Origin of the sequence: Chryseobacterium culicis, from assembly GCF_002979755.1 — a bacterium.
Classification (GTDB): Bacteria; Bacteroidota; Bacteroidia; order Flavobacteriales; family Weeksellaceae; genus Chryseobacterium; species Chryseobacterium culicis_A.
The window spans coordinates 942,311-956,396 of sequence record NZ_PCPP01000001.1 but is presented as its reverse complement, the minus strand read 5'-3'; the positions used below and the strand labels follow the sequence as shown (position 1 = coordinate 956,396).

Genomic DNA, 14,086 nt, shown 5'->3' with positions numbered 1-14,086 from the left:
AAGATTTATTGTCAATATGACCAACCCTTTATTTTATGCAAAAATAATTCTGTTTGGAGAATATGGAATGATTGAAGATTCCCAGGGACTTGTAGTACCTTACAGTTTCTATAAGGGAACTTTAAAATTTTCAGATTTAAGTTCTGAATTTGAACTTAATTCCAACAGACATCTGCAGAAATATTCAGACTTTCTTACAGCCCTTGATCTTTCCGATGATTTTAAGTTGGATATTGAGAGCTTCAAAAATGATATTTCAAACGGACTTTTCTTTGATTCCAATATTCCTCAAGGATATGGAGTAGGAAGTTCCGGAGCTTTGGTAGCTGCTATTTTCGAAAAATATTCAGTCAGTAAACTTAATCCTGAGAATATCTCAAAAGATAATCTTAAGAAATTAAAAGCTGTTTTTGGAGAAATGGAAAGCTATTTCCATGGGAAAAGTTCAGGAATGGATCCATTGATCTGTTACATGAATCTGCCAATTCTCATTGAAAATAAAGAAAATTTAGACAGGGTAAATATTCCCGAAGGAGAAGAAGGAAAAGGGGCAATTTTTCTGATTGATTCAGGAATAACGGGTGAAACCGGGCCCATGATTCAAATTTTCTTTGAGAAAATGAAAACAGAAGGTTTCCGTAAAACCCTGAAGGAAGAGTTTATCCGTTACAATAATGCGTGTATTGAATCTTTCCTTAAAAAAGACATGAATCCATTCTTCAGAAATCTTAAAAAGCTTTCTCACTGGGCGTATGAACATTTCCGCCCTATGATTCCTGAAAGTATTTTTAATATCTGGAAAAAAGGACTGGATTCTAATGCCTATTATCTGAAACTGTGTGGAAGCGGTGGAGGTGGTTACATCTTAGGATTTACCAAAGACTACGCAAAAGCAGAAAAAATGCTTGAAGGCTTCCAAAAAGAAGTGATTTACAGATTTTAAATAGATTGGAATGAATTCTGAAAAAGAAACTTTCCAATCTAAAAACTATATCTCAAAATCTTTATTTTACAGATTTTCGCAATTCGTTGGGTTTTTACTCGGAGCACGCTTTTTTGTGGCTGCTTTGTTGACATTTGCGCTCTATGTTTCTACTTTTTTCCTGTTCAATCAGGATGAATCTTTCAGAAAATTCGTATTCGATTTCAAAGTACATGGTATTATTTTTTGTACCGTCCTTACCATTCTTGCGGGTGGCATTATCAACCAATTCTATGATCTGGAGAAAGATCATGTAGTAAAACCTTTCAGAACCAGAGTTCAGAGCTTCATCAAACAGAAATATTTTCTATATGCCTATCTGGCACTCAGTGTTATTTCTTTAGGAGTAGCCTGGATGATTTCTCATAATGTATTTGTTTTTTTTGTTGTATATCAGTTCTTTATGTGGTTTTACAGCCATAAACTGAGCCGAATACTGATCTTAAATAACCTTACTTTTGTCAGCCTCACCCTGTATCCGTTCTTTGGAATGATGGTGTACTATGAAACCTTTTCAAAAAAGGTTTTCCTGATGGCTGTTTTTCTATTTCTTATCCTTTTGTGTATTGATATTGTGAAAGATACCCTTACCAGAAGTGTAGATAAAGCATTTGGATATACTACAATTCCCAATTATTTTAAAAGCCGGAATACAAAAATTATTCTGACCTCTTTATTAGCAGTTACCATGGCAGTTTCTATGAATATCATTACAAAAACTGGTATTACAGGGTTCATGGCTTATTATTTTGCAGGAGGACTTTTTGTAATGATACTTTGTATTTACCTTCTTTTAAACGCATCGAGAAGAACTAACTTCTTCACATTGAATGTATTACGATTTTGGGTTTTCGTTGGAATCATAGCAATGCTTTTAAACGGAATAGAACATAAATTGTAAAAAAAATTCTTTAAATAAACTGAGGTTATTATTACCTTTGCATAACTAAATTTAATAAATAGGAATGCCCATTTTTAATGATACTAAAATTGCATTTGCAGACAAGTCTGATGCACAATTGAGAAAGGCTTACTGGATGTTTAAAATGATTGAACAGCCCGCTCTTACAAGCCTTGGAACATCTGTTCTGAATTTCACAGTACACAACAACTTTCCTTTCGTTACCGGAATTGTAAAAAATACCTTATTTGCACAGTTCTGTGGTGGAGAAACCCGTGAAGAAAGTATGAAAGTTGTAAAGCAGCTGTTTAAAAGAGGAGTTGGAAGTATTTTCGATTATTCTATTGAAGGGAAAGAAGATGAGGAAACTTTTGATGCTGTTTGCAAAGAAATTAAGGATATTGTAAGATTCTCAGTAGGAAATCCGGCAATCCCTTTTATTGTATTTAAACCTACTGCTTTCGGAAGAATTGATTTATATGAAGCTGTTGGAAAAGGTGCAGAGCTTACTACAAGCCAGAAAGAAGAATGGGAAAGAGTAGTGAAAAGATTTGATGAAGTTTGCAGTCTTTGCCACGAGCATGATAAAAAAGTAATGGTAGATGCTGAAGAAACCTGGATGCAGGATGCAGCAGATCACCTTTGCGAAGAGATGATGGAGAAATATAACCAGCAAAAGCCTATCGTTTGGAATACCATCCAGATGTACAGAACCGGAAGGCTGGAATATATGGAAGCTCATCTTCAGAGAGCAAGAGAGAAGAACTACTTCATCGGTTACAAAATTGTGCGTGGTGCTTACATGGAGAAAGAAAGAGCCAGAGCTGCGGAAAAAGGATATGCAGATCCTATCCAACCTACTAAAGAGGCTTCAGATAAAAATTACAATGCAGGAATTGACTTTGTAATGGATCATTTGGATAAGGTTTCAGCGTTTTTCGGAACCCATAACGAAATCTCTTCTGAATTGATTATGGATAAAATGAAAGCAAAATCTCTTGAAAACGGGAATCCACATGTTTATTTCGGACAGCTTTACGGAATGAGTGATAATATTACTTTCTATTTGTCAGATAAAGGCTATAATGTAGCTAAATATCTTCCATACGGACCTGTAAAGGATGTTGTTCCTTATTTGACGAGAAGAGCTCAGGAAAACACCTCTGTGGCCGGACAAACCGGGAGAGAGCTTGGACTGATTAAAAAAGAACTTGAAAGAAGAAAGAAATAATAATATTGTTTTCAATAAATCTATCAGGCCTGCAATTTTGCAGGTCTTTTTTGTTGGAATTAATAGGGGGAAATTTTATGGGAGATTAGTAATAATCAACACAATTGTCTTGTGGGTTAATCATATGTTAAAATAATCTTATTTTTATTGCTGATTTGATTTTAAATATTTATATTTGATAGAGCCATAAAAACTAACGTATAATAATATTTTCATTTACTGTTACAATTCCGTCATAAGACAGAACTTCATCAATACGAAAATCAATAATATTACCCTTATAAATAACCGAAATTATAAAAATATAGCATGGGAGTAAGATAAAATTCCATCATCTGATGCCCGTCAAAATTTTTAAAAATAAAATAAAGCAATAGCTTTAGTTTTCTTCTTCAAATATTTTTTAACCTGATCATTTTCTTTGATCAGGTTTTTTTAAGGCTCAAAACTTTCGAATTTTCCGTTTTCGTAGAACAAAACAATACGCTTTATTTTACTTTGTTGATTACCAAATAGTTGTCCTAATAATTGATCGCTGGTATTTTCTAATCGCTGAGAATCTGATATTTTTTCAGGCGTCTTATCTTGGGTCGGTATAAACGATTCTCCAGGACTTGGTTTTGGAGTTTCTATTTCTGTTTCATCACTTCCAAATTCATCATCATCATTCATCATGGTGAAAAGGTCGGGTAGTGGAGTTGTTTTTATTTTCTCTTCCTCTATATGATCTTCGCTAATTTCGGTTTCCGGCAGTTGGGATTTCAGCATCTCACCTTCTCCAGTAACCAGCCAGTCCCAAAGAAGTTCCGGGAAACGGGATTTTATTTTTATGATAAACTCAAGAGACGGCTTGTTTCTTCCTGAAGTAATATGCGAAATAGATGAACGCTGTACGTCAATCTCATCAGCAAACTCAGAAGGTGTCAGATTGGAATACTCTATAATTTTGGAAATTCTTTCATTTAAACTCATAAAAATAAGCCTTTAATTATTTTACAAATGTAACTCATATAATTTACAAATGCAAAATACAAATGTAAATAAGTATGAATATTTTCAGTATACATTTGTAACATGAAATTAAAATATTATCAATCAATGCATTATAGTTAAATTACAATTGTATTTAATAATTATATGAGGCTGCTATAAGATTTAGGAATAGGCATCCAGACCTTATTATTTGACCTTCTTTTTCCCAAAATATTAGTTTAATAATGTAAATTTTTGCTTTTTCACAGCTTATTTTGTCCCTTAAACCACTTCCTTTTCCCTATTTACATTATTAACGTCTATAAATCTATTTCCTGAGCAATCTATTTCAATAAATATCAAATTAAAGCCATATAAAGGCTATTTTAAAGATGTTACATAGGTAAATTACTGATATAAATACACTATTTAAGCCAATATAATGGAGTAATAGTAGAGAATTAGTATTTCTGTTAAGCAACTATTTTTATGGTGAACTAAAATGGTTCAAAAATAAGCGAATGGATTAAAAATAAGGAGTCCAATCTGATTCATAATACACTTTACAAATGTATACAACGGTAAATATCTAAGTTTTCCACAATTTTTATGTTTAATAAAATACCCCTCAAATGGTAAAAAACGGCTTTTTTAAGCCTTAAAGTACCATTGCAAATAGTATTTAGATAAGCTTTATAACTTACTGACTTTTAATTATTTAAATATATAGTATTAAATTATTCGCAATCCACAATTTTATCCACAGACAATTTGTCTTTTGATGGTGTTTAACAATGTTACAGGTGTTAATCGATCTCTAAACCTCAAAAAGGACAGGATTTAAATATTGTAAACAAATTTCAAAACTAATGTCAAATGTAAATTTGTACATTTTTGCAATATTTACAAATGTTAATTTAAGTTTTTGCCTAAAAATGGCTAAATTTGAATCTTGTAAACAATTCCCAAAATGAATTTTGAACAGATCTATTCTCAAAACCCCGATTTCTCAAATCGCTATATTTCCCCTGAAAAATTATTTTCTTACCTACAGAACAATCTCAGCGATTATATTCAGGAGATCGGAAGATCGTATTTAGATAAACCTATTTATCAGCTAAGCGTCGGAACCGGAAACATTAATGTATTGGCCTGGTCACAAATGCACGGCAATGAATCCAATGCTACTCATGCCATGCTTGATCTTTTGGTGAGCCTTGATAAAGCTCCTGAAATGAAAAAGGATTTATTCAGTAAAATAAAACTGGATTTTATATTCATGCTGAATCCGGACGGATCGGAGAGATGGACCAGACTGAATGCAGCTGATATTGATCTTAACAGAGATTTTCATAATGAGGCTAGTAAGGAGATTAAATTTCTGAAAAAAGCTGTTGCTTCTAAAAAGTATGATTATGCACTAAATCTTCATGAGCAGAGAACCATCTTTACAACCGATGGTATTCATCCTGCCACTCTTTCCTTTTTGGCACCTTCCGAAAATGTAGAACGTACTGTTACAGAAAATAGAAAGAAATGTATGGCTGTGATCGGAAGTGTATACAATCATTTAAAGGAAATGATCCCTCATCAGATTGGAAGATATTCTGATGAATTCTATCCGACTTCTACAGGAGATAACTTTATAAAAGCCGGAATGCCTACAATTCTATTTGAAGGCGGACATTTTGTGGATGATTATACCAGAACAGGTACAAGAAAGTATTATACAATTGCTCTTTATTATGCTTTGAAAGCAATCAGTGAACTGAACTCTAATAGTACTGGATGGGAAAATTATCTTGAAATTCCTGAGAATAAAGAAACGCATTATGATATTATTTACAGAAATGTAAAACTGAACACAGAACATGAATGTATTTTGGACATAGCAGTTCAGTTTAGAGAAATAAAAGAAGAAGGAAAAAGTGAAATCTCATTTATTCCTTTCGTAATGGAAGCAGGGGATGTAAAACAGAGAAAAGGCTGGCTGGAAATAGACTGTACCGGAAAGAAATTTATTTCTGCAACTAAATATCCGAAACTGGATGCTGTTGTAGATTTTAAAATTGAAGACTAATAAAATCGGCTGTCCCAAAGGACAGCCGATTTTATTTTTTTATCTAATTTCTAAAAGTTTATATTCAATAGGAATGGGCTTTAGCCCATTTAATTTAAATAAAAATTCATATGGCTTTAGCCAAAACCTAACTTTGGAAATATAAAATTTAGATTTTATTCAATGATTAAAGCTTAGTTAACCACTTTAATACCATTAGCAACAAACCTGATCTCTTCCTTAGGCTGTGTAATCGCATCAATTTCAGATTGAGGCTTCTTAGCATCTTCTGCATAGTGTTTCTGTTCGTTTACAGAAGTTACTTTTCTTTCTGCATTTCCTTCTAACACAACGTTTTTCCCTTTTAAGGCTGTAGGTACGAAGAAAGCATAGTCTTTCATTTTTACAAAAAACTTAGAATTGTCTTCTGTCTGGATGGTAAGCCAGCATCCTTTTTTATCACATACATCGGTTACTTTTCCTTTAACAGATACATTTTCAACTTTTTTGTTATCTTTTTTAAGCTGCTTAGTCAGTTTTTCTACTGTGATGGCTTTGGATTCAGCAGAAGAATTTACCTGATCTCCGTATGTATCACCTACCAAAGCTTTCCCTTCCGGAGGACCAGACTGGGCAAATGCTAATGAAGAAGCTGTTAAAGCTGCTGTAAATAATATCGCTTTAAATTTCATGTTTAATATTTTTCCCAAAAATACTAATTAAAATTGAATCATAAAGGAATAAAAAATGACAAAAAACAGCTGTTTTAAGGAATTTTCAATAAAATTCAAAATCGAAGACAGATTTGATTATATTTGACCCCTATACTTGACTATGCAAAAAAAACTGAAACTATGGGATGCCATTATGCTTGTGATGGGATCCATGATCGGAAGTGGGATCTTTATTGTAAGTGCGGACATGATGAGGAATCTGGGATCCGGATACTGGCTGATTGTGGTGTGGATCATTACAGGAATAATGACGGTAGCTGCAGCCATAAGCTATGGTGAACTGTCCGCATTATTTCCAAAAGCGGGAGGGCAATATACCTATCTCAAAGAAATTTTTGGTAAAAGAATGGGATTCCTTTACGGATGGGGATTGTTTACAGTAATACAAACCGGAACAATTGCTGCAGTGGCAATGGCTTTTGGAAAATTTACAGCGTATCTGATTCCTTCACTCAACGATGCTGCACCTATTTTTCAAAGCGGTGAATTTAAAATTACATGGATACAGATTCTGGCCATTGGTGTAATTCTGCTGCTTACCTATATTAATACCAGAGGAGTAGAGAGTGGTAAAATTCTTCAGAACATCTTTACCGGTTCCAAAATTATTGCATTAATAGGTTTGATTGCTGCCGGTTTTATATTGGTAGATATCTCTCATTTAGCAGAAAACTTTAGCTGGGGTACGGATTCTTTTAATAACCTGAAAAAAGATATAAGTGGTAATTTTCTCAAAGAAGGCTGGGAACCTATTGGTGGGATGACTCTTCTGGGGGGAATTGCAGCCGCGATGGTAGGTTCTGTTTTCAGTTCTGTTGCCTGGGAAAGTGTAACATTTGTTTCCGGGGAAATTGAAAATCCGAAGAAGAATGTAGTGAAGTCAATGATTTATGGTACTTCTGCTGTTATGATCCTTTATATAGCGGTAAACTATGTATACCTAAATGCATTGGACAGAGACGGAATTGCTTTTGCAGCTAATGACAGAGTAGCAGTAGCGGCTTCACAGAATATTTTTGGAAGTGCTGGTACTATTATCATTGCTCTATTGGTAATGATTTCTACATTTGGATGTAATAACGGATTGATTTTGGCGGGAGCAAGAGTTTTTCAGACTATGGCAAAAGACGGAATGTTCTTTAAATCAGCCGAAAAAAATAATAAAAATGAAGTTCCGGAAAATGCACTTTGGATGCAGGGTGTGTGGGCTTCAATTCTTTGTTTGAGCGGACAGTACGGGAATTTATTGGATATGATTTCTTTCGTAATTGTTCTGTTTTATATGATTACCGTATTTGGAGTTATTTATTTAAGAATGAAACAACCGGAACTCGAAAGACCTTATAAGACATGGCTTTACCCGGTAACACCTGTTATCTACCTTTTAATAGGAACCTGCTTCTGCATTTTACTGTTAATCTATAAACAACAATATACATGGCCTGGTTTTATTTTGGTGCTGCTGGGACTTCCGGTGTACTATTTTATCAACCGGAAAAAAGCGAATGCTTAAAGTAAAATAAAAATATAAAAGATTACAAGGCTTTCAATTCAGTTTGAAGGCTCTTTTTTTGAATAATATTTTAAAGTATTGTCATCATTATTTGTCGAAAATGTGTATTTTGGTAGTTCGTTTTTAAAACAGGACCATGAAGTAAAAACAATAAGTTATGGATACACCAAATTACAGAATGCCTTTCGTACCGTCTACTTTAATGACCGAAGGCGGAAGTATCGATACCTGCGATATGGGGGAAAGTATTGCCCACAATATTATGCTGCTGATCACCACCAAAAAAGGGGAGAACAGATATGATGAAAACTATGGAAACGATGTTTGGAACCTTGAATTCGATAATGGAGTTACAAGTGCCATCTGGGAAAGCGTTTTTATCAAAAGTTTAAGGAGACAGATTCAGGAATATGAACCCAGAATCGTCAACCCGCAGATTGATGCTCATATACAATTTGTAGAGCACAGCTACGATACTAAAGAACACACCGAAATTAAAAAGAAAGTAAGAATTGCCATCAATGCAAAAATGGAAGAATCAGGGGAACGTTTCAGTTTTTCAACAGAGTTGTTTCTAAGTCCAATGTCTATTGATTAATATTTTTAACAGCGAAAGAAAATTATGAATTTAGATCAGAATATTTATTCCAAAGAATCTGTAAAAGCAAGAATGCTGCAGAATGCCACTAAAGTATGGGGATTGAGAAGTCCGCAGTCTTTAGATCCTTTTGTAAAACTGTTGATAGATGCATTCAGTACAGAAGTTTTCAAAGCGAATAATGAAATACAGACGGTAAATGCCCGTATATTGGAAAAACTGGCAAAACTTCTTACCCCGTCTATTTATACCCATCCTATTCCGGCTCATTCCGTGGCTTTTACACAACCTTATGAGTCTTCCGAAGTTTTATTGGAACACACTGAGTTTTTCTTCCGTAAGCAGATGACTTCTACGGTAAAATCAGAATCAGATAAACAGCTGAATATTCCTTTTACTCCGGTAGGAAATGTAAGAATTAATAAAGTTCACACATCCATCATGTTTGTAGGAAATACCTGCTACAGTATTGATGACAGATTCAATAAAATTCCTATTGCAAGATTTCAGGGAAGGCCTGAAGATTATAGAAAAATCACAATAGGAGTAGATGTAAGCAAATATGTAAGTGAAAACTTTCCAAAGTATCTGAGCATTTTCTGCTCCAATCCTGCTTTTGAACACCTTGATTTTGTTTATAAATTATTGCCGTATATCACGGTGTCAAGCAATGGTAATCCTTTATTTGTGAGAGAAGGACTGAGTTATCTTACAGAAAGTCAGAATGATGGCTACGAACAGATGTTCAAAGAGCAATCCATCCGAAATAAAGTGATTGAAGATATTAAAAGTATCTATCGTCATAAATTTATCGAGGTAACAGGAATTTCTCAAAGTCTTTTTTCAGAACCGGGGCAGCTTCCTCAGAATCTTGATTTTCTTGCAGGAAAAGAAGAAATTACTAAATTCCTGGATAATAAAAGCTACCTGTGGCTTACCTTCGAGTTTCCACCACAATTTTCGGCAGAAATACTTGACAATTTTTCCTTTGTTCTGAATGCTTTTCCCGTATACAACAGAGGTTGGAAAAAAACAGAATACAGCCTTGATATCATGGGAAATAATATTCCTTTGGTAACCGATGAGGGGGAACATTTTCTTTATGTAGATGAGGTGCAGGATGGTGACGGAAGAAAGTATACCGAAATTCCTTTTACTCCGGCTGATGATCTTAAAAAAGGATTGTACACCGTAAGAAAAGGAGGCATGGAACGTTTCACAAGCAGAAATGCTGTGGATATGATTGCCAATGTTCTGGAATTGACAAGAGATGAAATTGCCGCATTTTCCCTTTTGAACAGAGATAATGTAAAAGGAGTTCTCAGCGAAATGTCTGACAAAATGAAAACCATGGTTCAGAAAGTGAACAACGCCAAAAGGAATATCAGACAGGAACTGAATTATGTGATCATGGAACCTGTAGAAAAAACAGACCATACCTATGCTGCTTTTTGGATAACGCACTGTACGCTTGCCAATCATATGCGTCCGGGAACTGAACTTTCCAACCAATTAAAATCGCAAACTGTTGTACTGCTTACCGAGACATTGGGAGGAGCTGAAGAACAGAAGGGAACAGACAGTATTCAGGCTTACAAATACGCACTGACAACCAGAGATAAAATCATTTCTTTGGAAGACGTTAAAAACTATTGCCGCATGATTCTGAAAGATGAGGTAAGAGAAGTAAGAGTAAGAAGAGGAACAATGATCAGCAACAAGCCTAAAGAAGGTTTTGTAAGAACAGTAGAGGTAGAGATTATTCCGCAGAACTATTCTTTCTATGGAAGAGCCTATTGGGAGAATATGGCCAACATTATCAGAAACCAGATCATTGCCAAAGCCATTGACGGAATAGAATATATTGTAAGAATAAATAATGAAGATGTTGATTTCCAGGATATGTAAATCTTTGGGGAACACACCATTCATTTAAAATATAAATGCCGTAGCAGATACGGCATTTTTAATATAATGTTGAATTATATCAATAGAAACGGGCTTTAGCCCGTTTTTTTATTACATAAGATTTCCCATCGGTTTTAACCAAAACATAATTACCCGGAAATATCAAATCATTTTCGGAAAAATTCAATCCTGTTAATTTCAATAGGGAATAAAAAAATATTCATTCCCAACATACATTAGGTTTTTTTTATAAAACTTTTATGCCTTTTAAATTCAAAAAAATTGCATAAAATTCCGTATTTTTGCACATTGTGATTTTCAGGCAAAATCATTCCGGATTATGAGCAAATCAACAGAATATATAGAAGTTTACGGAGCACGTGAACACAACCTTAAAAATATTAATGTTAAAATTCCGCGCAACGAATTGGTCGTTATTACAGGCCTTTCCGGAAGTGGAAAATCGTCATTGGCTTTTGATACTATTTTTGCAGAAGGCCAGCGCCGTTATATTGAAACATTCTCTGCCTATGCACGTCAGTTTTTAGGCGGACTGGAGCGTCCTGATGTAGATAAAATTGAAGGACTTTCTCCGGTGATTGCTATTGAGCAGAAAACGACCAATAAAAATCCACGTTCTACCGTGGGTACAGTTACCGAGCTGTATGACTTTCTGCGTCTTTTGTATGCAAGAGTTTCAGATGCGTACTCTTTGTCTACCGGACAAAAATTGGTAAGCTATACCGAAGATCAGATTCTTGAAACCATCAAAGAAAACTATAAAAAAGAAAAGATCATGCTTTTGGCGCCCGTGGTACGTTCCAGAAAAGGACATTATCATGAACTTTTTGTCCAGATGGCTAAAAAAGGCTACGGACAGGCAAGAATTGATGGTGAATTACAGGATATTGAATATGATTTAAAACTTGACCGTTATAAAACCCACGATATTGACATCGTTATCGACCGTTGGATCATCGGGGAAAATGCTTCGGAAAGCAGAATGGAAAAATCATTGCGTACTGCAATGGAAATGGGAGAAGGTATTATTGGAATTCAGAAACTGGGAAGTACAGACATCGAATACTTTTCCAAAAACCTGATGGATGCTGAAACGGGACATTCTCTGGCTTTGCCGGAGCCCAACACTTTCTCATTCAACTCACCCAAAGGAAGCTGCCCGAACTGTAAAGGATTGGGAACAATCAAAAAGATCAACACGGATTATTTCATAGACAATCCAAAATTATCCATTAATCAGGGAGGATTATTACCGTTGGAAGATATCAAGTCCAACAAATGGATTCTATCACAGATCAAAAATATTCTTGAGATCTTTGGATTGGGATTAACAACTCCGCTTCAGGATATTCCGGAAGAAGCATTGGATTATATCTACAACGGTTGTCACAAAGAATTTAATAAAGATCTGAAATACGCAGGAATTACCAAGAAAATAAAAATTGGTTTTGACGGGCTTATTGCTTTCATGGAAGAAATTATCGATGAGAGAGAATCTTATGAAGCTATTTTGCTGGAAAGACATTTCACCACAGAAGAAACCTGCCCGGAGTGTCATGGTACCCGTCTTCAGCCTTCAAGTTTAAGTTTTAAAATTGACGGAAAAAATATTGCTGAGGTCAATGGATTAAGCTTAGCAGATTTAAAAGACTGGTTAGCTGATGTTAAAGATAAATTTTCAGAAAAAAATAAAATCATTGCTCATGAAATCTTAAAAGAGATTGAAACCAGACTTCAGTTTTTGCTGGATGTAGGGTTAGATTATTTAAGTCTGAGTAGAAGTTCAAAAACCCTTTCAGGAGGAGAATCACAAAGGATTCGTTTAGCGACTCAAATCGGGTCTCAATTGGTGAATGTATTGTATATCCTCGATGAACCAAGTATCGGACTTCACCAGAGAGATAACGAAAGGCTGATCCATTCTCTGAAAAACCTTAGAGATATCGGAAACTCTGTATTGGTGGTAGAGCATGATAAAGACATGATTCTGGAAGCTGATGAGGTACTGGATATTGGTCCAAGAGCCGGAAAGTTCGGTGGAGAGATCCTTTGGCAGGGAAAACCGAAAGATTTGTTGAAAGCAGATACCATCACTGCTCAATATATCAATGGTAAAAGGAAAATTGCAATTCCTGAAGAAAGAAGAGCAGGAAGCGGTAAAAATATTGTATTAAAAGGCGCTACAGGAAACAACCTTAAAAATGTTACACTGGATGTTCCTCTTGGGAAGTTAGTCGTAGTAACCGGAATTTCAGGAAGTGGAAAATCTTCTTTGATTAACGGAACACTATATCCTATCCTTAACAAACATTTCTACAGAGCTGTTCAGGAACCTTTACCTTACAAAAAGATCGAAGGGCTGGATAATATTGATAAAATTGTAGATGTAGATCAAACACCAATCGGAAGAACGCCACGTTCGAATCCTGCTACTTATACCGGAATGTTTACCGATATCAGAAACCTTTTTGCAGAACTGCCGGAAAGTAAAATCCGTGGTTATAAACCAGGTCGATTCTCTTTCAACGTAAAAGGCGGAAGATGTGAAACCTGTCAGGGAGGAGGATTGAAAGTGATTGAAATGAATTTCCTTCCGGATGTATACGTTCATTGTGAAACCTGTAACGGAAAACGTTTCAACAGAGAAACCCTGGAGGTTCGTTACAAAGGAAAATCCATCTCTGATGTTCTGGATATGACGATTGATGAAGCAGTAGATTTCTTCCAGCCGATTCCTAAGATTTTTGCAAAAGTGAAAACCCTGCAGGATGTTGGGTTAGGATATATTACCCTGGGACAGCAGTCAACAACGCTTTCTGGAGGTGAAGCACAGCGTATCAAGTTAGCAACCGAATTAGCAAAAAGACAAACCGGAAACACCCTTTATATCCTTGACGAACCCACTACAGGACTTCATTTTGAAGATGTGAAAATCCTGATGGATGCCATCAACCAATTGGTAGAACTTGGAAACTCGTTCATCATCATCGAACATAATATGGACGTCATCAAATTAGCAGACCATATTATTGATGTTGGACCGGAAGGAGGAAAATATGGCGGACAGATCGTAGCACAAGGAACTCCTGAGGAAATTGTGAAGTCTAAAAAGAGCTTGACTGGCAAGTTTTTGAAGAGGGAATTGGAATAATAAAATATCAATTTAA

At 35.2% G+C, this 14,086-nt stretch carries 10 protein-coding genes; 8 read left to right on the top strand and 2 right to left on the bottom strand.

Translation table 11 applies throughout. From position 1 onward, the window contains the following. The first annotated feature begins 16 nt into the window (after nt 1-16). The 3 genes from CQ022_RS04485 (at nt 17) to CQ022_RS04475 (ending at nt 3,114) form a co-directional block, all read left to right on the top strand. Nucleotides 17-943: a mevalonate kinase gene (locus tag CQ022_RS04485; RefSeq protein WP_105682160.1), complete on the top strand. Its 927-nt coding sequence runs from the start codon at nt 17-19 to the stop codon at nt 941-943. Between the two features lie 10 nt (nt 944-953). Then, a complete protein-coding gene (locus CQ022_RS04480; RefSeq protein WP_105682161.1) occupies nt 954-1,883 on the top strand; it encodes a UbiA family prenyltransferase in 930 nt (309 codons plus the stop codon). A gap of 64 nt (nt 1,884-1,947) precedes the next feature. Continuing rightward, nucleotides 1,948-3,114, top strand: a complete 1,167-nt coding sequence (locus CQ022_RS04475; protein WP_047429892.1) for a proline dehydrogenase family protein — start codon at nt 1,948-1,950, stop codon at nt 3,112-3,114. A gap of 435 nt (nt 3,115-3,549) precedes the next feature. Here the strand turns inward: CQ022_RS04475 and CQ022_RS04470 are convergent, their stop codons facing one another. After that, nucleotides 3,550-4,086, bottom strand: coding sequence for a helix-turn-helix domain-containing protein (locus tag CQ022_RS04470; RefSeq protein WP_105682162.1), 537 nt, complete (start codon nt 4,084-4,086; stop codon nt 3,550-3,552). Between the two features lie 970 nt (nt 4,087-5,056). Between CQ022_RS04470 and CQ022_RS04465 the strand changes: the two genes are divergently transcribed. After that, nucleotides 5,057-6,166, top strand: coding sequence for a M14 family zinc carboxypeptidase (locus CQ022_RS04465; protein ID WP_105682163.1), 1,110 nt, complete (start codon nt 5,057-5,059; stop codon nt 6,164-6,166). Between the two features lie 173 nt (nt 6,167-6,339). On the opposite strand, the gene CQ022_RS04460 is transcribed toward CQ022_RS04465, so the two are convergent. Further along, nucleotides 6,340-6,837 (bottom strand): DUF4920 domain-containing protein, encoded by a 498-nt coding sequence (locus CQ022_RS04460; RefSeq protein WP_105682164.1) that lies wholly within the window; start codon nt 6,835-6,837, stop codon nt 6,340-6,342. Nucleotides 6,838-6,979: 142 nt separating this feature from the next. Between CQ022_RS04460 and CQ022_RS04455 the strand changes: the two genes are divergently transcribed. From CQ022_RS04455 to uvrA, 4 genes are all read left to right on the top strand, one after another. Then, nucleotides 6,980-8,392, top strand: coding sequence for an APC family permease (locus tag CQ022_RS04455; RefSeq protein WP_105682165.1), 1,413 nt, complete (start codon nt 6,980-6,982; stop codon nt 8,390-8,392). Between the two features lie 157 nt (nt 8,393-8,549). Beyond that, nucleotides 8,550-8,990, top strand: coding sequence for a GPW/gp25 family protein (locus CQ022_RS04450; protein ID WP_105682166.1), 441 nt, complete (start codon nt 8,550-8,552; stop codon nt 8,988-8,990). Between the two features lie 24 nt (nt 8,991-9,014). Beyond that, on the top strand, nt 9,015-10,898 hold the full coding sequence (locus CQ022_RS04445; protein ID WP_105682167.1) for a type VI secretion system baseplate subunit TssF: 1,884 nt from the start codon (nt 9,015-9,017) through the stop codon (nt 10,896-10,898). Nucleotides 10,899-11,238: 340 nt separating this feature from the next. Beyond that, a complete protein-coding gene (gene uvrA / locus CQ022_RS04440; protein ID WP_105682168.1) occupies nt 11,239-14,070 on the top strand; it encodes an excinuclease ABC subunit UvrA in 2,832 nt (943 codons plus the stop codon). Nucleotides 14,071-14,086 lie beyond the last annotated feature (16 nt).